Origin of the sequence: Flavobacterium sp. KACC 22758 (assembly GCF_028736135.1) — a bacterium.
In the GTDB taxonomy this organism is placed as follows: Bacteria; Bacteroidota; Bacteroidia; order Flavobacteriales; family Flavobacteriaceae; genus Flavobacterium; species Flavobacterium johnsoniae.
This window is the reverse complement of sequence record NZ_CP117878.1, coordinates 3,225,461-3,251,316: the sequence shown is the minus strand read 5'-3', so window position 1 is coordinate 3,251,316 and position 25,856 is coordinate 3,225,461. Positions and strand designations below refer to the sequence as shown.

Here is a 25,856-nt window from a genome sequence, read left to right as displayed (position 1 = left end):
TAAGTAAATTAAGCTGAATGTTTAGTTTGACTTATTTGAGGTCATAAAGTTTTCACACCGAAAGATTAAGTAAAGGAAGACTTAATGAACTAAATTTAAGGCTTAGATTTTCGACATAGTGAGCTTAATTTACTTAATATCTTAATGGTTCAATTAAAAATTTTTATAAAGTGAATATTTCAAAATCCATATTAACCTTCATTTTTATTTTTTTCTTTTTCATTTCAAATGGACAAGTTCTGCCTGTACATTTAACAACAGAAATGGCCGAAAACCCATTAGCAGTTGTGGAGAATCAGCCGAAATTGAGCTGGCAATTGGTTTCAAAAGAATCCGATGCATCACAAATTGCCTACGTTATTTTAGTTGCTTCTTCGGAAGAAAAACTACAAAATGACGAAGGCGATATCTGGAACAGTGGAAGAATAGATTCTAATAAAAATCTCCATATTGTTTACAACGGAAATCCATTAAAAAATGAAACCAAATATTTCTGGAAAGTAAAAGTTTGGAATCAGTCAGGTAAAGTTTCAAAATGGAGTAGAACTGCTTCGTTCAGAACAGCTTCATTAGAATCCGATTTAAATCCGACTTGGATTGGTGCCATTACCAAAGCTGACAGTCATTTACCAGAAGGAAGAAATTATCACACAGCCACTTTCAACAGAGAAAAAAAGAACTCTTTTATAAATGCTTCAGATTCCTTATCACGTAGAAGTATTATGTTGCGTAAACCTTTCGAAGTTGAAAAAGCAGTCAAAGAAGCTGTTGTTTATATTTCAGGTTTAGGACATTATGAATTGACTATCAACGGGAAAAAAGTGGGTAACAGCCAATTTGCGCCTTTGTGGACAGATTATGATAAAACGGTTAATTACAATGTTTATGAATTAAGTGCAAAAGAATTTCAAAAAGGCGATAACGTAATTGGTGTTTTGTTAGGAAACGGAATGTACAATACGCTTGCCGAAAGATATACCAAATTCTTCGTGAGTTTTGGTCCTCCGACTTTATTCTTTAAGATGAAAATCAAGTATAATGATGGTTCAGAAGAAATTATTAAGTCAGATGGATCTTGGAAATACAGTAAAAGTCCGATTACCTACAACAGTATTTTTGGAGGAGAAGATTACAATGCCAATTTAGAACAAAAAGGTTGGAACAGAAAAGGTTTCAAAGATAGAGATTGGAAAAAAGTTGTGGTTCAGGAAGCGCCAAAAGGAGTTTTACGACCTCAGACAGCTCCGCCAGTTACGATTCAGAAACAATATGAAGTTAAAACCGCAAAAGAACTGAAACCGAATTTCTATGTTTTTGATATGGGACAGAATCTTTCGGGATTTCCAACCATCAAAGTAAGAGGAAAAAGGGGACAAACGATTCGTGTTTGGGTTGCCGAAGGGTTAAATGAAGAAGGCACAATCGCGCAGGGAAGATCTGGAAAACCATATTATTACGATTACACTTTAAAAGGCAAAGACGTAGAAGAATGGACACCAAAATTCAGTTTCTACGGTTATCAATATGTTCAGATAGAAAATATTAATTATAAAGAAGATAAAAATAAGGAACTTCCAACTTTGGTAGAGTTGAAATCGAATTTTATTTACAATTCGGCTGGAGAAGCGGGAAGTTTTGCCTGTTCAAACGAGATTTTCAACAAAACACACGAACTAATTAACAACTCAATCAAAAGCAATTTCCAAAGTGTTTTTACCGATTGCCCGCAACGTGAAAAGTTAGGCTGGCTCGAAGAAATTCAGTTAAATGGGCCTGGATTAATGTTCAATTACAACCTTCAGACTTTCCTTCCTGCAACGATGCAGAATATTTCTGATTCACAACGTGATAACGGTTTAATTCCAACAATAGTTCCAGAATATGTAATTTTTGGAGGCGATTTTACCGATTCGCCAGAATGGGGTGTTACAGGTGTAATTCTGCCTTGGATGTATTATGAATATTATGGCGACGCTTCATTATTAGAGAAATATTTTCCTGTTATGAAGAATTACGTGGATTATTTAGGAACAAAAGCAACAAACCATATCGTTTCACATGGATTAGGTGATTGGTACGATTACGGAACGCATCCTGCAGGATATTCTAAAAATAGTCCTATTGCGCTTTCGGCGACTTCACATTATTATTACGGAGCTTATTTAGTGGCAAAAGCATCAAAATTATTGGGTAAAACGGAAGATTTTGAGAAATACAATGCATTGGCTTCAGAGATTAAAACCGCTTTCAATAAGGAATTTTTCAACGAAGAAACCAAACAATACGGAACAAACAGTCAGTTTAGCAATGCCGTTCCAATTTTTATGGATATCGTAGAACCACAGTATAAAGAAGCTGTAATGCAAAATCTGCTAGCCGATATCAAAGAAAAAGGAGATCGTTTGACCACAGGTGATGTTGGAAATCGTTATTTATTCCAGACTCTAGCAAGAAATGGAGAAAACGAAACGATGTATAGAATGCAGAATCATTACGATGCGCCGGGTTATGGTTTTCAGATTAAATTTGGCTTGACGACTTTAACGGAGCAATGGGATCCGAGAAAAGGAAATTCATGGAATCACTTTATGTTAGGGCAGATTGAAGAATGGTTTTATCAAAGTTTAGCCGGAATTATGTCTGATCCTGAAAAACCGGGATTCAAACATTTTTTTATTCAGCCAGAAGTGGTAGGCGATATGACTTTCGCGAAAGCGGACTATCAATCGGTTTATGGAAAAATTGCTTCTTCTTGGGAAAAGAAAGACGGCAAATTTATTTTGACAATTCAGATTCCGGTGAATACAACAGCGACAGTAAAATTACCAGTTGCTAAAAATTCAGAAATAAAAATTGATAATAAAAAGGTTAGGGTAGGTTTTGATGAAAAGGCTCAAAAGCCAGTTTTGGAATTAGGATCAGGAATTTATACAATAGAATGCCAATTGTAGTTATGAGTTATGAGTTATGAGTTATGAATTGTAATTAAACTCGAAAAAAAACAGAAAAATTAATTGCTTCCTGCTTTAGCTGGAGGTTCAAAATAAGACAAGTCACAGGGCTTTAGCCAAATAATTAAGTTCGGCTAAAGCCAATTAAAAAAACAATTTGTTTTCCTCCAGCTAAAGCTGGAGGAAAATCAAAAAAATGTAATAATGAAAAGAATAAAATACATCATCCTAGTTTCCATTTTTGCTTTGACATTTGCCAATGCGCAAAGTACTTCTGATACTAATTTTAGAAAACCAGTATTGGAAACAATGAAAAAGATTGAAACTCTTTTTAACGTAACAATCAACGATGACAGAGGTTTATTAAAAGGAAAAGAACTGGATTACGCCGATTGGAGAATTGAACCTGGAAATCTGCCACTTTCGCTGACCAATATTTTGGCACCGTTTGAATTGATGTATTTCAAACAACCCGATGGAACCTACATCATACGCAAGTATGAAAACCATAAAGTTTCGGTAGATAAAGGAAAAGAACGTTTGTTTTACTTAGAAAGCCTTTATTCGACCAAAGAAGAATGGGAGAAACGCAAAACGGAGTTAAAAGCTTGTATGATTGAATCATTTGGATTAGAAAAGGCGCCCCCAACACCAAAATCTAAACCACTTTTAACTCCAAAAAGAATTTACAAAGATTACAGCGTCGAAAATATTGCTTTAGAAATTCTGCCAGGAGTTTATGCAACAGGATCGATTTACAAACCGTATCCGCTAAATAAAAAAGCAGCTGTAATTATTACGCCTGACGGACATTTCGGAGACGGAAGATATAGAAAAGACGAGCAATATCGTTGTGCTATGATGGCTAAAATGGGCGCAATTGTAGTGGGTTATGATTTATTTGCTTGGGGAGAATCTTTATTGCAGTTTCCAGAAGAAACGCATAGAAATAGTATTGCATCAACCGTTCAATTGCTTACAGGAATTCGTTTATTGGATTATTTAGCAACCGTAAAAAATGCTGATATGTCGAGAGTTGGTGTTACAGGTGGTTCTGGCGGAGGTTCGCATACCATGTTTTTAGCAGCAATTGATGATCGAGTGAAAGTTTCAGCTCCTGTTGTAATGGTTTCTTCTCATTTCTCAGGCGGTTGTCCATGTGAAAGCGGACGCGGCATTCACTTATGCGGAAACGGAACAAACAATGCCGAAATCTCAGCTATGATGGCGCCAAAACCACAATTGATTGTTTCTGACGGAAAAGACTGGACATTAGCAGTTCCGGAATTGGAATTTCCTTTTATCCAAAGGACCTATGAATTATATGGAAAGAAAGATTTAGTTGAAAATGCTCATTTTGCAAAAGAAGGACATGATTTCGGAATCTCGAAACGTATGGCGTTGTATCCGTTTATGGCAAAATATTTAAATTTAGATTTGAATAAAATAAAGAATGAAAAAGGCGAAATCGACGAATCGACTTGTGTAATTGAACCAAAAGAAAAGTTGTTTGTCTTTGGAGATAAAGGAGAAAAACTGCCTGCAAATGCTTTGAAAGACATCAACAAATTATATGAAATGTTTGGAGAAAAAAATCTGAAAGTTTACGAGGTTAAGAAATAAGATAGACGTTGCCACGACCCGAGCGATAGCGAACAGGCGAAGCAATTTCACTAATTGGCACGAATTATTTTTTTCTGCCACAGATTAAAATGATTAAAAGGATTTTTTATCTCCCTAATCTGCTAAATCTGCGGGAGTAAAATTTTTTCACGCAGATTTAGCAGATCTGGCAGATTTTTAAGCAGTGGAAATCATTTTAATCTGGTAAAACAAATTAGAGAAATTGAAATGAAAATTAAAAAATAAATTAGTGCAATTCGTTGCAAGAAAAAAATATACTATGAAGTTAAAAATTAAAATAACGGCAATCTGTTTTGGAATTTTTTCTTTTACAGCAACAGCGCAAAACGACCTAAAATTATGGTACGATAAACCAGCTGCAATTTGGAACGAAGCTTTGCCTTTAGGAAACGGACGTTTGGGCGCGATGGTTTTTGGCGATCCTGCCGTTGAACGTTTACAATTAAATGAAGAAACCATCTGGGCGGGTTCTCCAAACAGTAACGCACATAATAAATCGATAGAGGCTTTGCCAAAAGTAAGACAGTTGATTTTTGATGGAAAATTTGACGAAGCGCAGGATTTGGCTACCAAAGATATTATGTCGCAAACCAACGATGGAATGCCGTATCAGACTTTCGGAAGCGTTTATGTTTCCTTCGCAGGACATCAAAAATATACCGATTATTACCGTGATTTAGACATCAGCAACGCTACAGCGAAAGTAAAATACAAAGTAAACGGCGTTGAATTTACAAGAGAAATTCTAACCGCATTTTCAGATCAGGTTATTGTGGTGAAGCTTTCGGCAAGTCAGCCGGGACAGATTACGTGTAATGTTTTCATGAACAGTCCGATTGATAAAACAGTCGCTTCAACAGAAGGAAACCAGATTATACTTTCGGGAGTTGGAACTAATTTTGAAAATGTAAAAGGAAAAGTAAAATTTCAAGGCCGATTAAGCGCTAAAAACAAAGGCGGTGAAATCGATGCGAGTAACGGTGTTTTAAGCATTAACAAAGCCGATGAAGTGACTTTGTACATTTCGATTGCAACCAACTTCAAAAACTATCAAGATATTTCAGGAGATGAAATAGCAAAAAGCAAAGATTATTTAGCGAAAGCAGAAACAAAAGATTTTGAAACAATTAAGAAAGCACACGTTGATTATTACCAAAAATTCTTCAACAGAGTATCTTTAAATTTAGGTTCAAATGATTTGGTTCAGCAACCAACAAACGAAAGAATCCGAGATTTCTCTAAACAATTTGATCCCCAATTAGCGTCGTTATATTTCCAATTCGGACGTTATCTTTTAATTTCGAGTTCACAGCCAGGCGGACAGCCAGCGAATTTACAGGGAATTTGGAACGATATGGTCACTCCGCCTTGGGACAGTAAATACACTACAAACATAAATGCCGAAATGAATTACTGGCCGGCACAAGTAACCAATTTGCAGGAAATGCATGAACCTTTTGTGCAAATGGCAAAAGAGTTGGCTGTAACTGGTGCAGAAACGGCCAAAACAATGTACAATGCTAGTGGTTGGGTTTTACATCATAACACCGATATTTGGCGTGTTACCGCTCCAGTAGATTCAGCTGCTTCGGGAATGTGGCCGACAGGTGGCGCTTGGGTTTGTCAGGATTTATGGGAAAGATATTTATATACAGGAGATAAAAAGTATTTAGCAGAAATTTATCCAATCATGAAAGGTGCGGCCGATTTCTTTTTGGATTTTATGGTTATTGATCCTAATACAAAATATTTAGTGGTTGTTCCGTCAAGTTCACCTGAAAACACACATGCAGGAGGAACAGGAAAATCTACGATTGCATCAGGAACGACAATGGACAATCAGCTGGTTTTTGATTTGTTTACACATGTTATGGAAGCTTCGGCTTTGGTTTCACCAGATGCTGCTTATGTGAAAAAAGTGAGCGATGCTTTAGCAAAAATGCCTCCAATGAAAGTGGGAAAACACAGTCAGTTGCAGGAATGGCAGGACGATTGGGATAATCCGAAAGACAATCACAGACACGTTTCACATTTGTATGGATTGTATCCTAGTAATCAGATTTCACCAATTAAAACGCCTGAATTGTTTGAAGCTGCTAAACAATCGTTGATTTACAGAACAGATGAATCTACAGGCTGGTCAATGGGATGGAAAGTGAATTTGTGGGCGAGATTATTAGACGGAAATCACGCTTATAAATTAATTCAGGATCAATTGCATTTGGTAACAGCAGATCAAAGAAAGGGAGGAGGAACATATCCGAATATGTTAGATGCGCATCAGCCTTTTCAAATTGATGGTAACTTTGGCTGTACAGCCGGTTTTGCCGAAATGTTAATGCAGAGTCAGGAAGAGGCGATTCATTTATTGCCTGCTTTGCCAACTGTATGGAAAGACGGAAGTATTAAAGGTTTGGTGGCCAGAGGCGGATTTGTAATTGATATGACTTGGAAAGACAACAAGGTTTCGGAGTTGAAAATCTATTCGAAAATAGGAGGAAACTGCCGATTGAAAGTTGAGAACACTTTAAAAGGTTCTTCACTTAAAAAAGCAAAAGGAAAAAATTCAAATCCGCTGTTTTATGATGTGGAAGTGAAGAAACCGATTATTTCTAATGAAGCAAAATTGCCTAAAGTACAATTGCCAACTTACAATATTTACGATGTGAATATGAAAGCAGGGCAGACGTATACTTTTACGGGGAATTAAAATCAGGAATTAAACCCGACAGGTTTTTAAAACCTGTCGGGTTTGCGTACAGTTTGTCATTTCGACGAAGGAGAAATCTCCACAAGTAACTCCGTAAAGTGAATCGCCAATCTTTGTCGAGTTTCTAACGAAGATTTCTCCTTCGTCAAAATGACAAGATTGGGTTGAAAAAATAAAATATAGCACCTACAAGGTTTTGGAAACCTTGTAGGAGTGAGAAAACGTAAAGGTCTCTTGCGTGAGTGATGGAAGTGGAGCTCTCCCGATTTTTCATCGGGAAGCGGGAACGTACAGCACGACCCGGAGGGACACGCCCAAAGAATTAGTTTAAAAATAATAATTAGAATATGTTACAACATTTCAAACATAAAATAATAACGCTTTCAATTGTAATCGCTTGTATAAACAGCGGTTGCAAATCGACTGCGGAACATTCTCAAAAAGGGAAATCGGTTATTTTAAAAGAAAAAAACTTCAAACATTATGTGGATTATTTCAACACGATGGAAGATGAAAATTTGAAGTTTGCGATTCCGAATGACAGCGCGTGGGCTTGGATGGAAAAGAATATTCCGTTGTTTGAATGTCCACAGCAGAATTTTGAGGAAATCTATTATTTCAGATGGTGGAGTGTTCGAAAACATATTAAAAATACACCACAAGGGTTTGCGATTACAGAGTTTTTAGTTGATCGTTCGTATGCCGATAAATACAATATGATCAGTTGTGCTTTGGGACATCATATCAATGAATTCAGATGGGTTCATGACCCGAAATATATCGAGCAGGATGTGAAACTTTGGTACCGAGGAAATGATGGAAAACCAATGAACAAATTGTATAAATTCAGCAGTTGGACAGCCGATGCTTTATATAATCGTTATTTGGTGAATAAAGATGAAAAATTCTTATTGGATTTATATCCAGACATGGTTACGGATTATGCCGTTTGGGAAAAAGATCGTCAGAGAAAAGATGGTTTGTTTTGGCAACATGATGTGAAAGATGGAATGGAAGAATCTTTAAGCGGAGGAAGAAAAGTGCAAAATGCGAGACCAACGATTAACAGTTATATGTACGGGAATGCTGTAGCAATTTCTAAAATGGCTGAATTGAAAGGCGATAAGGAAACAGAAACCAAATTCAAAGCGAAAGCTGATGTTTTACAACAATTAGTCGAAACCAAATTATGGAATTCTAAAAGTGAGTTCTTTGAAACTTTAACAGAAAAAGATACTTTAGCACAAGTTCGAGAAGCAATCGGATTTATTCCGTGGTATTTTAATCTTCCAGAGCAAAACAAAGGTTTTGAAAAAGCTTGGGAACAGATTAAGGATGAAAAAGGATTTTCGGCTCCGTTTGGTTTGACAACGGCTGAAAGAAGAAGCCCGAGATTTAGAACACACGGAACAGGAACCTGCGAATGGGACGGGGCGATTTGGCCATTTGCAAGTTCGCAGACGTTAACGGCTTTGGCGAATGTTTTGAATAATTACAATCAGAATTTTGTAGCCAAACCTGATTATTTCAAACAAATGGAATTGTATGTTCAATCACAATATTATAGAGGAAAACCTTATCTTGGCGAGTATTTGGATGAAACAACAGGTTATTGGTTAATGGGGGACAGAGAAAGAAGCCGTTACTATAATCACTCCACTTTCAATGATTTGGTGATTACAGGTTTGGTTGGTTTACGCCCGAGAGCTGATGAAAAGATTGAAGTAAATCCGTTGATTCCACAAGAAAAATGGGATTGGTTTTGTTTGGATAATGTTTTGTATCATGGAAATATTATTACCATTCTTTGGGATAAAACAGGAGAAAAATATAAAAAAGGAAAAGGTTTCAGAATCTTTAAAAACGGAAAGGAAATTGCAGTTTCTGATAAATTGGAAAAGTTAGTTTCTCAATAAAATTAAAATTGTTACGTAGAATTTTTTACGCAGATTTTAAACAGATTTTAGCAGATTAGAATAGATTTTTTGATGTATAATCTAATCTGTAAAATGATACTAAAAATCTGTGAACATCTGCTTAAATCTGCCAAATCTGCGTGAAACAAAAATCATTGAAAAGACAATAAAATAACACAATGAAAAAGTTTTTTTTACATCTTACCTTAATCATTTCACTTTTCACAATTTCGGCGAAAGCCCAAAACAAAATCATTGTGAGTGATTTAAAATGTGAAATGCTGACTAATCCTGAAGGAATTGACGTTTTACAGCCAAGACTAAGCTGGAAAATTAAAGCAAGCGTAAATGATGTAAAACAAACTCATTATCAAATTTTAGCTTCTTCATCTTTAGAAAAACTAAATACAGGAAACGCAGATTTATGGGATAGCGGAAAAGTGCAAAGTGATGAATCTGTAAATGTAATTTACAACGGAAAAAAGCTAAAAGACAGACAAGATATTTACTGGAAAGTAATTGTTTTTACCAATAAAGGCGAGGCTCAATCAAAAGAAACAGCACATTTCAGCATCGGAATTTTGACTTATGCAGATTGGAAATCAACACGATGGATTGGTTATGAAAAAACGTCGAAGGGAGATAGTATTTCACAGTATTCTAGATTATCTGCTAGATATTTAAGAAAAGAAATCGACTTAAAAAAGAAAGTCAAAAGTGCCAAAGTTTATATTATTGGTATGGGCTTGTACGAGTTGTACATTAACGGAAATAAAATTGGCGATCAGGTTTTAGCTCCCGTTCCTACAGATTATACGAAGAATGTAAAATACAATGTTTTTGATGTGACTTCACAATTGAAGGAAGGCAAAAACGCATTGGGAACGATTTTAGGAAACGGACGTTTTTTTACGATGCGTCAAGACTATAAACCCTATAAAATCAAAACTTTTGGATATCCGAAAATAGCTTTGCAATTATTTGTAGAATATACAGATGGAAGCAAAGAGGTGATTAGAACCGATGATACTTGGAAAATCACAACTGACGGACCAATATTATCGAATAACGAATACGACGGCGAAGAATACGATGCCCGTAAAGAAATGAAAGGCTGGAATACCATTAATTTTAATGATAAAAAGTGGCTTTCAGCAGAATATGTTCAGGAACCAGGCGGATTCTATGAAGGGCAGATGTCGGCAAATATGAAGATAAAACGCGAAGTAAAACCGATTTCAATAAAACAAACCGCAAAAGGAACTTATATCTTAGATATGGGACAAAATATGGTGGGCTGGTTGCAATTGAAAGTAAAAGGAAACGCTGGAAACAAAATCACCATGAAATTTGCTGAATCTTTACAGCCAGATGGTTCGTTATATATTGCGAATTTACGTGATGCGAAAACGACTGACATTTATACGTTAAAAGGCGAAGGCGAAGAAGTTTGGGAACCTCGTTTTATTTTTCACGGATTTCGATTTGTTGAAATTTCGGGCTTCAGAACCAAACCAACTTTAGAAAATTTCGTCGGAAAAGTCGTTTACGATGATATTGCGACAACGGGAACTTTTGATTCTTCTAACCCAATAATGAATCAGATTTTTAAGAATGCCTGGTGGGGAATCAGTGGAAATTATAAAGGAATGCCAATTGATTGTCCGCAGAGGAATGAGCGTCAGCCTTGGTTGGGAGATAGAACAACGGGAGCTTACGGCGAAAGTTTTTTATTTGATAATCAGACTTTATATGCCAAATGGTTAGACGATATTAAAAATGCCCAAACTATCGATGGAGGAATTCCAGATGTAGCACCAGCTTTCTGGCGTTATTATGGAGATAATGTAACTTGGCCGGGAACTTATATTACAGTTGCAGATATGTTGTATCAGCAGTTTGGAGACAAAAAAGTAGTAGAAAAACAATATCCGTCGATGAAAAAATGGATGGATTATATGGAAGAAAACTATTTGGTTGATGATATCATGACCAAAGATAAATATGGTGACTGGTGCGTTCCGCCAGAATCGTTGGAATTAATTCGTTCCAAAGATCCTTCTCGTTTAACAGATGGTGAATTGATTTCGAGTGCGTTTTATTATCAGCTTTTAAATATCATGAAGAAATTTGCAGTAATCGCCAATGCACAAAATTATATTAAACATTACGACGAATTAGCTTCAAGAATCAAAAAAGCATTCAACGCTAAATATTTTAATGCAGCCAAAAACAATTACGCCAATAATACCGTAACAGCTAATTTACTGCCTTTGACTTTCGGAATGGTTCCAGAAGAATTACAGCAAAAAGTTTTCGAAAATTTGGTTCATGAAGTGGAAGTGACTAAAAACGGTCATGTAAGTACAGGTGTTATCGGAACGCAGTTTTTAATGCGAACACTAACTAATTTCGGGCGTGGCGATTTGGCTTTCAAATTGGCCTCAAACAAAACGTATCCAAGTTGGGGTTATATGGTCGAAAACGGAGCAACTACGATTTGGGAACTTTGGAACGGAAACACCGCCGATCCTGCAATGAATTCGCAAAATCACGTCATGCTTTTAGGCGATTTATTGATTTGGTATTACGAAAATATGGCAGGAATCAAAAGTAATCCTGAAACTCCAGGCTTCAAACAAATTATCATGAAACCCGATTTCAATGCAGGATTGACTTATGTAAATGCTTCATACGAATCGATTTACGGAACAATTAAAAGCGATTGGAAAAAAGATAAAAAGGCTTTGGTTTGGAATATTACAGTTCCTGCAAATACTTCTGCAATTGTGTATCTTCCTGCAAGCAATATTGCAGCTGTTTCAATCAATAAACAGAAGCTGGATAAGACTTCTTACGCTTATTCTGTAGAAAAAAATCAAATAAAGGTCACACTTTCGTCAGGAAATTTTGCGATAAACGTTAAATAATCTGCATTTTTAATAATTCGGGACAGTACAGGATACATTGTTAATTTTTTGGTGTTATTTTTACACTTATTAAATATTTTTACCTAAAAAAATGTTAGGTATGTATTTAAAGTCAAAAAAAATAATTCATAATTTAATTAATAATGAAGATAACAAAATTAGCATTTGTCTTGTTTGGACTTTTCCTTTTAGGAAGTTGTAAATCGGCTTTAGAGAAAAAGACTTGGAAAGAAGGAATTTTAGTAGATCAATTTGTTTACGATAAAGCGCCTTATCCGTCTTGCCATGCGATTACAATCGTCGAAGCTACAAATGGTGATTTAGTGGCCTCATGGTTTGGAGGAACTCACGAAAGAAATCCTGATGTTTGTATTTACGTTGCGATTAAACCAAAAGGAAGCGATACTTGGAACGAAGGTGTAAAAGTAGCTGATGGTGTGATGAAAGAAGGGCCGAGATTACCAACTTGGAATCCGGTTTTATATCAAATTCCGGGAGGCGATTTAATGCTATTTTACAAAATCGGACCAAAACCATCTGAATGGTGGGGCGTAATCAGAACTTCATCTGATGGCGGAAAAACGTGGTCTGAAGCACAAAAGATGCCAGACGGTTTCTTAGGACCAATCAAAAACAAACCAGTTTTATTAAGCAACGGAACATTATTATGTCCGTCAAGTATTGAAGGAGATGGCTGGAGACTTCGTATGGAATCTACTCCAGATTTCGGAAAAACTTGGGTAATGGGCGATACGCTTCCAAGAGGAAAACAAAAAATCAATGCGATTCAGCCAAGTATTTTATTTCATAAAGACGGAAGCATTCAAGCTATTGGAAGAACTAGAAATAGAGCTATTTTCAGCACATTCTCAAAAGATAACGGAAAAACGTGGTCTGATGTAGAATTAATCGGACTTCCAAATAACAACTCAGGAACTGATGCTGTAACTTTAAAAGACGGAAGACATTTGTTAGTTTATAATCACGTTCTTCCTCCAGGAAAAGAAGCAAAAGGGCCAAGAACGCCTTTGAATGTTTCGGTTTCTAAAGACGGAATTCACTGGAACGCGGCTTTGGTTTTAGAAGATTCAAAAATCAGCCAATATTCTTATCCTTCAATGATTCAGAGTTCTGATGGAATGGTGCATATCGTTTATACTTGGAGAAGAGAAAAACTGAAATACGTAAAAGTTGATCCGAGTAAACTGGTTGCACTTCCAATCAAAAACGGCATCTGGCCAGGCGAAGAAGGAAAAGTGGTAACAGCAGTAAAAGCCGAAGAAGAGTAAAATAAATTGAACCATTAAGAGATTAAGAAAGTTAAGTTGATGTATCTATTTATTCTTTTAAAAAGAACATTAAGCTTAATTCTCTTCATCTTCTAATGATAATTATAAAAAGTATTGAAGCTTAATTTTCTTAATGCCTTAATGGTAAAACCAATTAACATGAAGCTAAATAAAAATTTAATTGTTGCGCTACTTGTTGTTCTATCAACAACATTCAATAGCTGTGCAACGGCTCAGTCTTCCAAAAAACAAAAATACAAAGTTGCAGTTTGCGATTGGATGATTTTAAAAAGACAAAAATTAGGCGCTTTTGGTTTGGCTTCTGAAATAAAAGCGGACGGAATAGAACTCGATATGGGAGGTTTAGGAAACCGACCAACTTTTGACAGCAAATTGGGCGACCCAGTTGAAAGACAAAAATTCTTAGATAAATCGAAAGAAACTGGCGTTGGAATCAGCTCTATTGCCATGTCTGGATTTTATGCACAATCTTTTGCCACAAGAGAAATCACACCAATGATTGTGGATTGTATTGAAGCGATGAAAAACATGAAAGTAAAAGTGGCTTATCTTCCGTTAGGAACTCAGACCGATTTGGTTAAAAATCCAGAATTACGTCCAGAAGTAATTAAAAGACTGCAATGGGCAGGAAAAGAAGTCGGGAAAATTGGTGGTGTAATTGCGATTGAAACCTCTTTAGACGCGACAGAAGAGAAAAAACTTTTAGACGAAGTCGGTTCAAAATACATTAAAAGCTCTTTCAATTTTGCCAATGCTTTAGATAATAGAAGAGATATTTCATCCGAATTGAAAATTTTAGGAAAGAAATATTTAGCACAAATTCACGCTTCCAACACCGATCAGTTTTGGTTAGAAAATGACAAAGCGATCGACATGCCAAAAATCAAACAAACTTTGGATGAAATGAAATGGAGCGGATGGCTAATTGTAGAGCGTTCTCGAGACGTGACACAAGTGCATAATGTAAAAGCCAATTACGGCGCAAACGTAGCTTATTTGAAGAAGATTTTCCAGAATTAAACAATAAACAGTGATCAATATGTAATCGTTAAACAACACAATTTTTCACTATAAATCTGCGTGATTTTTTTACGCAGATTTTATTCTCATTTTTTGTCATCCCGAGGAACGAGGGATCTCCACAAGTAACTCTACAAAGATTGATATTACTGTGCGGAGCTACTTGTGGAGATTTCTCCTTCATCGAAATGACAAACTAGATGGGAATTTTTAATGAATAAAATTAAAATACTATGAAATATTTACAATTACTTTTTTTATGTCTTTACGTCTCTTTCGCGACAGCTCAAAACATCACTGTTGTTAGTGATCCGAGTTCGCCAAGAGCAAAATTTGGAGCAGAGAAATTATCAGAAACCCTTTCAGCAAAAGGATTCAGCGTAACTTCTTCTGATAAATTCAAAAAATCAAAAGATAAAATAATTGTAATTGGAGAAAAAGGAACTGATTTCTGGAAGAAAAATGCTAAAAGTGCTAAAATCGATGACAGCAAATTAACCAAGAAAGAAGGCTTCCAGATTCTTACTCAAAATAATGTAATTTATATTGAAGGAACAGATGCTTCTGGTACTTTATACGGAGCTTTAGAATTAACAGATAAAATTAAAGCTTCAGGAAAACTTCCTTCAGATTTGAATATTGAAGATAGTCCAGAAATGGTTTTGAGAGGCGCTTGTATCGGAATGCAGAAACCGGTTTATCTTCCAGGACGTGATGTTTACGAATATCCGTACACACCAGAAACTTTTCCATGGTTTTACGATAAAGCTTTATGGGTAAAATATTTAGATATGCTGGTTGAAAACCGCATGAACTCGCTGTATTTATGGAACGGACACCCGTTTGCTTCTTTGGTAAAATTGAAAGAATATCCGTTTGCGGTTGAGGTAAGCGACGAAGATTTCAAAAAGAACGAAGAAATCTATAAATTCTTAACGGTCGAAGCGAACAAAAGAGGAATCTGGGTCATTCAGATGTTTTACAATATTATTGTTTCTAAGCCTTTTGCAGAGCATTACAACATTAAAACTCAGGATCGTTCAAGACCAATTACGCCTTTATTGTCAGATTACACGAGAAAATCTATTGCTGCTTTCATAGAGAAATATCCAAATGTTGGATTAATGGTTTGTTTGGGAGAAGCAATCAATACGGTTGATGATGATGTGGAATGGTTTACTAAAACTATTATTCCGGGTGTTCGTGATGGTTTACAGGCATTAGGAAAAACTGAAGAACCGCCAATTATTCTTCGTTCTCACGATACTGATGGTCCTTTGGTTATGGAAAAATCACTTCCATTATACAAAAACTTATATACAGAAAGTAAATATACAGGAGAATCTTTAACGACCTATACGCCGGGAGGACCTTGGGGAGAAACCCACAAACAGTTGAGTTCTCTGAAATCAATTCATATTGAAAACGTTCATATTTTGGCTAATTTAGAACCTTTCAGATACGGTTCCCCAGATTTTATTCAGAAAACCGTAAACGCAATGCACAGTGTTCACGGAGCAAATGCATTACACTTATATCCGCAGGCATCTTATTGGGATTGGCCGTATTCGGCAGATAAAACAAAATCAGGAGAACGTTTATTAGAAATGGATCGCGATTGGATTTGGTACAAAGCTTGGGCAAGATATGCTTGGGACAGTAAAAGAGATCGTAACGAAGAAGTTAAATTCTGGGATAATGATTTAGCTGCGAAATTCGGAACGACTCAAGAAGCCGCAAATAACATCCAAAAAGCATACGATGAAACAGGAGAAATAGCTCCAAAAACATTAAGACGTTTCGGAATCACCGAAGGAAACCGCCAAACTTTATTGTTAGGAATGTTCGAAAGTCAGTTGGTTAATCCGTCAAAATGGAGAGTTTATCCGGGATTCCATGAATCATGCGGACCAGCGGGCGAATTGCTTTTAGAATATGCTAAAAAAGAATGGAATAAAGAACCACATTCTGGCGAGCTTCCAACTCAGATTATTGCTGAAATTACAGAACATGGAAGATTAGCGGTTGAAGCAATTGACAAAGCTGAAGCTAGCGTAACCAAAGACAAAGAAGAATTTGCACGTCTTAAAAATGATATGCATGCTTATAAGGCTTTCGCCGATTTCTTCTCAGAAAAAGTAAAAGCAGCTTTATTGGTTTTAAGATACAGTTATTCAAACGATATTACCGATTTAGACAAAGCGATGCCTCATTTAGAAAAAAGTATCGAATACTATGAATTATTGGTAAAACTGACAAAAGACACCTATTACTATGCTAACAGTATGCAGACGGCTCAACGTCGAATTCCGATTGGAGGAGACGACGGAAACAACAAAACTTGGGCTGAATTATTACCGCATTACGAGCGTGAATTGGCTAATTTTAAAAGAAATTTAGAGAAACTAAAAGCCTCAAAAGATGGTAAAATTGAAACCAAAGAAGGAAAACCTTGGAAACCAGCAGAAGTAGCTTTCATTGACGAAAAACCGGGAACTTATTTAGTTAAAAAAGGGACAAAAGTCTACGGAACAGATATTTCTGAGTTAACTAAAATTGCTCCTGAACTTCAAAACTTAAAAGGTTTTACTTTCGTAGAAAACGATCAAAACGAAAAAGGAACACATTTGAAGTTTAGTAACACAAAAGCGGTTAAATTAGTGGTTGGTTATTTCAATTCAGATCAAAAGAGATTTTTATTGCCGCCAAGTTTAGAGACAGATGCTGCAGGAAATGCGCACGGTCAGGCCGAAGTGATTCTAGCAAGTGCGATGAATTTGAAAGATTTACCACGTGTAAACATTCATACATACACTTTCCAGCCGGGCGAGAATAAATTAGATTTAGGAAAAGGAAAAGTATTGATTTTAGGTTTTATAGACGCAGATCAAACGATAACGCCACGTGATGTTGGATATATCGATGCAGGAGAAAAAGCAGCTATAGATTGGCTGTTTTATTAAAATATAGAAAGTGTTAAACCTGACGGGTTTTTAAAACCCGTCAGGTTTGCTCGCAAAGTATAAACACAATCTTGTCATCCCGAGGAACGAGGGATCTTAGCAAGTAACTCCACAAAGATTGACGGCATTTCTATGCGGAGTTACTTGCGGAGATTTGCTTCGCCAGTTCGCCATCGCTAGAGCCTCGACAAAAAAGCGAGGTAAGATTAGTAGAATAACTTAAACAGCCTTATAATCACTTATATGGTTTTGAAAATATGAATAGAATAGTTTTTTTTATTTTTTGTTTTTTTTCAAGTACATGCTTTGTTTGGAGTCAAAGCACAAAAGGTTCAGCGAAATTCCGAAAGGAAGTTTCGCTGAACTCGTCTTGGGAAACCATTATTTTGGATAATCCGCAAGAGGAAAAATCTTTTGTTGACAATCCAAAATCAGATAAATGGCTGAATGTGAATGTACCTCACAATTGGGATCAGTATTATGGTTTTAGAAGAACAAAACATGGAAATTTACATGGTACTGCCTGGTACAAAAAAACGCTGAAACTTGATAAAAAAGAGAGTTTAAAACAACATTTTCTCTATTTCGAAGGCGTTAGTTCATACGCAACAGTTTGGGTAAACGGTAAAAAAGTGGGCGAACACAAAGGCGGGAGAACTACTTTTACTTTAGACATAACGAAATCCATTTTTTTCGACAAAGAAAATATCATTTTAGTAAAAGCTTCACATCCATCCTTTATTGCCGATTTACCTTGGGTTTGCGGAGGCTGTTCGGGAGAATGGGGATTTTCAGAAGGTTCTCAGCCAATGGGAATTTTCAGGCCAGTTTCTTTGGTAATTACAAATGATGTGAGAATTCAGCCGTTTGGTGTTCATATTTGGAATGATAAATCGGTATCGAAACAAAAAGCGATTCTTCATACGACTACAGAAATCAAGAATTACAGCACTTTACAACGAAACTTAACTGTCGAAAATATCCTTTTGGATGCTTCGGGAAAGAAAGTTGTCATTACAAAAAGCGATAACAAAATCAATTCGGGGGAAACAAAAGAAATAGCTCAGACACTTCCTGAGATTCAGAATCCGAAATTATGGTCGCCATCTAATCCGTATTTGTATAAATTGGTTACTTCAGTTTACGAAAACGGAAAAATAATCGATCAGTTAACAACGCCTTACGGAATTCGCTGGGTAAGCTGGCCGGTGAGTCGTGACGGAAAAGACAATCGTTTTTTCATTAATGACGAACCTGTTTTTATAAATGGCGTCTGCGAATACGAACATTTAATTGGAAAAAGTCATTCGTTTTCAGACGAAATGATTCATTCTCGAATCGAGCAAATAAAAGCAGGCGGATTTAATGCTTTTAGAGAAGCGCATCAGCCTCATAATTTATTATATCAAAAAGAATTAGACGAAAACGGAATCTTATTTTGGAGTCAGTTTTCGGCGCATATTTGGTACGATACACCAGAGTTTAAGGAAAACTTTAAAACCTTATTAAGAGAATGGATTAAGGAACGCAGAAACAGTCCGTCGGTTGTCATGTGGGGATTGCAGAATGAAAGTACTATTCCGAAGGAATTTGCAGAGGAATGCACCAAGATAATCCGCGAAATGGATCCGTTATCAGCATCGCAAAGAATCGTAACAACTTGTAACGGTGGAGAAGGAACAGATTGGAATGTCGTACAGAACTGGTCTGGAACGTATGGCGGAGATCCGTTAAAATACCATCTGGAAATGACAACTCAGCTTTTAAACGGAGAATATGGCGCTTGGCGTTCAGCCGATTTACATACAGAAGGTGAATTTGACCAAAAAGGAACTTTAAGCGAAAACCGTTTTTCTCAATTAATGGAAATTAAAGTTCGTGAAGCAGAATCGGTAAAAGATAAAATTGCAGGACAATTCAACTGGCTTTTTGCTTCGCATGAAAATCCAGGAAGAGTACAAAATGGAGAAGGATTTAGAGATATTGACAAAGTTGGGCCAGTCAATTACAAAGGACTTTTTACGATTTGGGGCGAGCCTTTGGATGCTTTTTATATGTACCGAGCCAATTATGTTTCGAACAAAACCAATCCGATGGCTTATATCGTTTCGCATACTTGGCCAAGCCGTTGGGAAACAACTGGAATTAAAAACGGAATCGATATTTACTCCAATTGCGATGAAGTAGAATTGTTCAACGATGTGAATAAATCTTCTTTAGGAAAACTAAAAAATCCGGGAATAGGACAGCATTTTCAGTTTAATAATGTAAATATCCAGTACAATGTTTTATATGCTGTTGGTTATGTAAATGGGAAAGCCGTTGCAAAAGATTATATCGTTTTAAATAATCTGCCAAAAGCACCAAATTTTGATGCTTTAACAACTAATAAAGCTGATATTACAAAAGCAAAAAATGGCTACAATTATATTTACAGAGTAAATTGCGGAGGTTCTGAATTGACAGATTCTGCGGGAAATACTTGGTTTACCGATACACATAAAAACGGTCAAAATACTTGGGGTTCTTCATCATGGACAGATAATTTTGAAAAATTGCCAGACTTTTTCGCCAGTCAAAGAAAAACTTTCGATCCAATAAACGGAACAAAAGATCCTGAATTATTCCAGAGTTTTAGATATGGAGTTGATAAATTACGTTATGAATTTCCTGCATCAGACGGAGAATATTTAATTGAACTATATTTCACAGAACCTTGGTACGGAACTGGCGGAGGATTAGACTGCAAAGGATGGCGTTTGTTTGATGTTGCCATCAACGAAAATGTTGTTTTAAAAGATTTCGATATTTGGGCAGAAGCAGGACATGATAATGCACTAAAAAAGGTATTTAAGGTAAAAAGTAAAAACGGAAAAATTGTGATTTCGTTTCCAAATGTAAAGGCTTCACAGGCGATAATTTCGGCCATTGCTATTGCGACGAAAGATATTCATGCAAGACCAGCAGCCGAATCTTCAAAAAACATTCAGAATTTGGTTTTAGATTCTTATGATAAAACTAACAGAATAGCTTCATGGCTGGATATTAATTCAAAACAATACTCAGATTCTGATGTTGTTTTTACTGAATTGCCTTCGGAAGTTTTTGGAGCAGATTATTTGCAGTTTTCATTACATTCTAAAAATAAAGGTTCGTTTACTGCTAAAGAAGATTCAGAATTATATCTTTTTATAGATAATAAAAATTTGAACTTAGAGCGATTTTCTGAATATAAAAAGTTAGAAGAAAAAGCTAAAAATAGCAGTCAAACCGAATTTGTAGTTTTGACTAAGAAAGTAAAGAAAGGCGAGAAAATTCTGTTTGATAATTCTGAAACCATTTCTACAATTGCAGTCGTTCCAACTTACGATATGGGCGAAAAAGACGATTCGAGACCAGTTGTAATTATAGAAGCCGAAAAAACGAAAACAACAGGAACTGGAATAGAAAAAGGAAATTTCAAAAAGGCGGATTATATTGAGTTCACAAAAAAGACAAAAAATAGCATCGAGTTTGAAGTTAAACCTGGAGTTGCCGGAATTTATTTAATGCGTTTTCGTTTTATGAATAGAAATAAAACACCATTAAAAGTCAAATTTAAAATGGAAGATGCCTACGGAATTTTAATGCGAAATGATACAATTGAGTTTCCTTCTTCGACAGAAAAATGGAAGATTTTAAATACAACTTCTGGTGGTTATATTAACGCAGGAACGTATAAAATTAGGTTGGAAGGAGATGATTTGAAGGGATTAATGTTGGATAATTTTGAGTTTCAGTGATTTTTTGAGGTTCAAAGTAGCAGAGTTACAAAGGAACAGAGGGTTTCATCGTTTGTCAGGCTGAGCGAAGTCGAAGCCCGCGCAAAGTTGAGTTCGTCCAGTTTGTCATTTCGAGGAACGAGAAATCTCCACAAGAAGCTCGACAAAGATGGACGATTTACGTTACGGAGTTACTCGCGAAGATTTCTCCTTCGTCGAAATGACAAGATTGGAGAAACTTAGAATTAAAAAAAATGGTTATTTAAATATATTATGATTTTAAAAAAGATAATAATTGCTTTAACAATACTGTTTTCGGTATCAATTTTTGCCCAAAAACAAGCCAGAATTTTCGAAGACTTTAACAAAAACTGGAACTTCAAACTGGGAGATTATCCAGAAGCAATAAATGCCAATTTCAATGCATCAGATTGGAGAATGCTTCAATTGCCGCACGATTGGAGTATTGAAGGTACTTTTGATAAAGATGCCAAAACCAAACAAGCACAAGGTTTTTTACCAGCAGGAAAAGGCTGGTATCGCAAAGCATTTACTATTCCTGCAAATTGGAAAAACAAAACAGTTTCGATTGAATTTGATGGTGTTTTCAAGAACAGCGAAGTTTTTATAAATGGAAAATCATTAGGAATTCGTCCAAATGGTTATATTTCTTTTGGTTATGATTTAACGCAGTATTTAAACTTCGGGAAAGAAAATATTATTGCAGTAAAAGTTGATAACGATGCACAACCCAATTCGAGATGGTACACGGGATCTGGAATTTATAGAAATGTGCGTTTAGTTGCCAGTGAAAAATTGCATGTTGGTAAATGGGGAACTTATGTTACAACTCCAGAAGTTTCTGCAGCAAAATCAAAAATACATTTAGAAGTTACCATTGATAATGATAATGCTTCGGCAAAAGAATTTAAACTCGTTACTTCGATTGTAAATGCAGAAAATAAAGAAGTTGCCAATTATACTTCAACAGAAAAAATCGGTGCTAAAACATCTGAAAAAAAGATTCATGATTTGGTTTTAAATCAGCCGAAATTGTGGAGTACAGAGAATCCGTATCTATATAAAGTAATTACAAAAGTGTACGAGAAATCGAAATTGGTAGACAATTATGAAACGCCACTTGGATTTAGATATTTTAATTTTGATTCGGAGAAAGGTTTTTCATTAAATGGCGTTCCAACGAAAATTTACGGAGTTTGTCTGCATCATGATAATGGTGCTTTGGGTGCGGTAGAAAACATTCATGCCGTTAGAAGAAAACTGGCTTTAATGAAAGAAATGGGAGCAAACGCTATTAGAATGTCTCATAATCCGCATTCGTTGGAAATGATGCAATTATGCGACGAAATGGGATTTATTGTTCAGGATGAAGCTTTTGACGTTTGGAAAAAGAAAAAAGTAACCAACGATTACCACAAAGATTGGGATGCCTGGCACAAACAGGATTTGGAAGATTTTATCAAAAGAGACCGTAATCATCCATCGGTTATGATGTGGAGTATTGGTAACGAAATTAGGGAACAGTTTGATTCGACTGGAATTGCAATTACGAGAGAATTGGCTAAAATTGTAAAATCCTTAGACACAACACGTCCTGTAACTTCGGCTTTGACAGAAAATGTAATTGAGAAAAACTTCATTTACCAATCCGGAGCCTTGGATCTTTTGGGATTCAATTACAAACATGAAGATTATAAAGATTTTCCAACTAAATTTAAAGGACAAAAAATATTGGCTTCAGAAAGTGTTTCTGCTTTAGAAACGCGCGGGCATTATGATTTTCCTGACGGAATTAAAGCGTGGCCAACAAAACACGGTGCTCCGTTTGATGGAAATGCCGATTGGACTGTTTCGGCTTACGATCAGGTGAAATCGTATTGGGGCGCAACGCACGAAGAAAACTGGAAAACAATTAAAAGTCAGGATTTCATGGCGGGCACTTTTATCTGGACAGGTTTTGATTATATCGGAGAACCAGATCCGTATCCTTTTCCTGCAAGAAGTTCTTATTTCGGGATTGTTGATTTAGCAGGACTACCAAAAGATGTGTATTATATGTACCAAAGCGAATGGTCGAACAAAACGGTCCTGCATATTTTACCGCATTGGAACTGGAAAAAAGATCAGGAAGTGGAAGTTTGGGCGTATTACAATAATGCCGATGAAGTAGAATTGTTCTTAAATGGCAAATCACTCGGAAAAAAAGCCAAACAAAATGATGATCTGCATATTTCTTGGCGTGTAAAATTTGAGCCAGGAACATTAAAAGCGATTTCCAGAAAGAACGGAAAAGTGGTTTTAGAAAAAGAAATCCATACAGCAGGAGAAGCTTCTAAAATTGATTTAAAAGCTGAAAAAACTACAATCAAAAACGATACTTACGATTTGGTTTACGTAACCGTTTCCATGACTGATAAAGACGGAAATTTAGTGCCAAACGCAATGGATTTAATCAATTTTGAAGTTTCTGGCGGAGGAAAATTAGTTGGTGTTGATAATGGTTATCAGGCTAATTTGGATTCTTTTAAAGCTAATTCCTGCAAGCTGTTTAATGGAAAGTGTATTGCCATAATTCAATCAAATGGAAAGAAAGAAAGTATTCAGTTAAAGGCGTCTACAGGAAATGGAATTCCGGTTTCAACAATTGATATAAAAGTAAAATAGAGTAAAAGAACTAAAAAAAATGCTCCTTTAATATTTATTAAAGGAGCATTTTTTTTAAGAAAGCTATCCGGCATTTGCTGGTGCTGGCGGAGCTGTAATAGTAATATTTTTTACTGTAATTGATGTGCCTCCAGGTCGATTTACAATTAATTTTACAATATATATACCTGGATCGACATATATGTGAGTAGGATTTTTTTCTATTGAAGATTTGTTGTCTCCAAAATCCCATGAATAATCTGTTGCATTAGTAGATGTATTTTCAAAATTAATTGTTGCCGGTGCAGATTGATTATTTCCAGTAAATAAAAAATTTGCTTCAGGGGTTAATGTTTGATCTTTTTCTTCTTCTGAAAAGTCGTTAGATGAACAACTTATAAAAAGTAATATTGATAATGTGGTAAAAGATCGAAATAGATAATTTTTCATGTTATATTTAATTATTAAAAATCTTACAAAAGTACATTTATATTTAATTATTAATAATAAAAATATGTTAAGTAAATATTTATCAGGTAATTAAAAAAAACATTCCGCTCCAAAACTGAAGCGGAATGTCACCATTAAAAAAAAAATCAAGAATTATCGCTATAACTCAAGTTATCGTTTTTAGAAAACACCAATGTAGTGGTTTCCTGGTTTGTTAACCAATTTTGCACCTTTTGTAACGGCACCTGTTACTGCATCAATAATATAGATATTTCCATCTTTGCCAACTGGAGTAACCGCAATGTAAATTTCGTTTCCGTCAACTACAAAACCTTGGTATTGGCCAAAATTTAAGTCCGCATCGTAAGCAATTCCATCTACTAATTTTGCTGTTTTTGCGTTTAGGTCAAGTCTTGCAACGTATCCCTGATCATTTGCATTATGGTGATAAACAGCATATGCAATTCCGTTTCCTACATATCTCCAGGCGTCGATGTAAGAACCTGTAATTCCAAGAGCAGCATCTAAACTAAAAGAATAAGAGTTATCGTATTCGTTGCTTTGATTGATTTTCAGGATATAAGAACCTTTTTTAGTATCTCTTTGAGTTGCCTGATAGATATTTCCATCATTCGCTGCAAAGCTGTTAAAACTTCTGTATCCGCTTGTATCACCAAAACCAACTGTAGAAGTAATTACTTTAGGATTTTTTAATGAAGGATAATCAACTACAACCGATTTAGATCCTAAACGATCAAATGTACTTTCGTTTGTTCCTGTAGCCGGATTTGTTTTACGCATCCATGTTCCAATAATCAGTTTGTCTCCTGCTTTATTTAAGGTTGGAGCATCTAAACGGAAAATATGATGTCCTAAAGCTTCTTCTGCAGCAGATAAAGCAATTTCATATTGTTCGTAAGTAGAAATATTAATTTTTTGGAAATCTAAGCTTAATACGGTTGCAGAACCTCTTGTGTATTTGTATGTTTTTCCATCATCTTCTGTTTTTACAACAGGAGCGGTTACGTTTACAGCTACACCGGTTTTGTCGCCGTCAAAAAGTTTTACCCATCTTGGTGATGCTCCTGCATATTGTGCAATGCTTACTGTTTGTCCTGACTGAACGAAGTTTTTACCTCCATTTACATTATAAGTCATAAACTGACCTCCGTTTGCACCTGTGTAAGTAATATTAAAAAGTGTTTTTCCATCTACAGATGATTGTAAACGCGCTGTTCTGCTTGACTGAACAGGTTCTCCGTTTTCGTAAACATCAATAGATACATTTGGATTTTTTGCATCTGCTTTGCTTACAGAAAATACTTTAGTTCCGCCGTCTCCGTCTCCGGGATTAGTCTGCATTACAGCACCGGCAACAGTTATCCATCTGTCTTCTGTTGGAGCAGGATCAGGAGTTTCTTCATTTTTATTATCGTCACTGCTGCAGCTTGTCAGCGCAAATGTGGTAAAAACCAATCCACATGCCAGTAGTTTAAATGTACTTTTTTTCATATTTATTACATTAAAAGTTATTAAT

Annotated in this window: 12 protein-coding genes; 10 read left to right on the top strand and 2 right to left on the bottom strand. The window is 35.8% G+C overall.

Translation table 11 applies throughout. From position 1 onward, the window contains the following. Positions 1 to 170: 170 nt before the first annotated feature. The 10 genes from PQ462_RS13920 to PQ462_RS13875 all read left to right on the top strand — a co-directional run bounded on the left by PQ462_RS13920 (position 171) and on the right by PQ462_RS13875 (position 23,890). Positions 171 to 2,951 carry a glycoside hydrolase family 78 protein gene (locus tag PQ462_RS13920; RefSeq protein ID WP_274250421.1) on the top strand — a complete coding sequence of 927 codons (2,781 nt, stop codon included), beginning with the start codon at positions 171 to 173 and terminating at the stop codon, positions 2,949 to 2,951. Positions 2,952 to 3,155: 204 nt separating this feature from the next. Then, positions 3,156 to 4,574, top strand: a complete 1,419-nt coding sequence (locus PQ462_RS13915) for an acetylxylan esterase (protein WP_274250420.1) — start codon at positions 3,156 to 3,158, stop codon at positions 4,572 to 4,574. Between the two features lie 280 nt (positions 4,575 to 4,854). Continuing rightward, entirely contained in the window at positions 4,855 to 7,305 is a 2,451-nt protein-coding gene (locus PQ462_RS13910) for a glycoside hydrolase family 95 protein (RefSeq protein ID WP_274250419.1), read from the top strand. A gap of 347 nt (positions 7,306 to 7,652) precedes the next feature. Beyond that, positions 7,653 to 9,221, top strand: a complete 1,569-nt coding sequence (locus tag PQ462_RS13905) for an MGH1-like glycoside hydrolase domain-containing protein (RefSeq protein WP_274250418.1) — start codon at positions 7,653 to 7,655, stop codon at positions 9,219 to 9,221. A gap of 179 nt (positions 9,222 to 9,400) precedes the next feature. Beyond that, entirely contained in the window at positions 9,401 to 12,151 is a 2,751-nt protein-coding gene (locus PQ462_RS13900) for a glycoside hydrolase family 78 protein (RefSeq protein WP_274250417.1), read from the top strand. Positions 12,152 to 12,294: 143 nt separating this feature from the next. Next, positions 12,295 to 13,440 carry a sialidase family protein gene (locus PQ462_RS13895; protein WP_274250416.1) on the top strand — a complete coding sequence of 382 codons (1,146 nt, stop codon included), beginning with the start codon at positions 12,295 to 12,297 and terminating at the stop codon, positions 13,438 to 13,440. Between the two features lie 159 nt (positions 13,441 to 13,599). Further along, a complete protein-coding gene (locus PQ462_RS13890) occupies positions 13,600 to 14,481 on the top strand; it encodes a sugar phosphate isomerase/epimerase family protein (protein WP_274250415.1) in 882 nt (293 codons plus the stop codon). Positions 14,482 to 14,714: 233 nt separating this feature from the next. Beyond that, entirely contained in the window at positions 14,715 to 17,444 is a 2,730-nt protein-coding gene (locus tag PQ462_RS13885; RefSeq protein ID WP_274250414.1) for an alpha-d-galacturonidase, read from the top strand. Between the two features lie 257 nt (positions 17,445 to 17,701). Next, on the top strand, positions 17,702 to 21,226 hold the full coding sequence (locus PQ462_RS13880) for a malectin domain-containing carbohydrate-binding protein (protein ID WP_274250413.1): 3,525 nt from the start codon (positions 17,702 to 17,704) through the stop codon (positions 21,224 to 21,226). A 252-nt stretch (positions 21,227 to 21,478) separates the two neighbouring features. Next, positions 21,479 to 23,890 carry a sugar-binding domain-containing protein gene (locus PQ462_RS13875; protein WP_274250412.1) on the top strand — a complete coding sequence of 804 codons (2,412 nt, stop codon included), beginning with the start codon at positions 21,479 to 21,481 and terminating at the stop codon, positions 23,888 to 23,890. Between the two features lie 63 nt (positions 23,891 to 23,953). Here the strand turns inward: PQ462_RS13875 and PQ462_RS13870 are convergent, their stop codons facing one another. Continuing rightward, complete coding sequence (locus tag PQ462_RS13870) at positions 23,954 to 24,319, bottom strand: PKD domain-containing protein (RefSeq protein WP_274250411.1); 366 nt, start codon at positions 24,317 to 24,319, stop codon at positions 23,954 to 23,956. Positions 24,320 to 24,499: 180 nt separating this feature from the next. Beyond that, positions 24,500 to 25,831 carry a hypothetical protein gene (locus PQ462_RS13865; protein WP_274250410.1) on the bottom strand — a complete coding sequence of 444 codons (1,332 nt, stop codon included), beginning with the start codon at positions 25,829 to 25,831 and terminating at the stop codon, positions 24,500 to 24,502. Between the last annotated feature and the right edge of the window lie 25 nt (positions 25,832 to 25,856).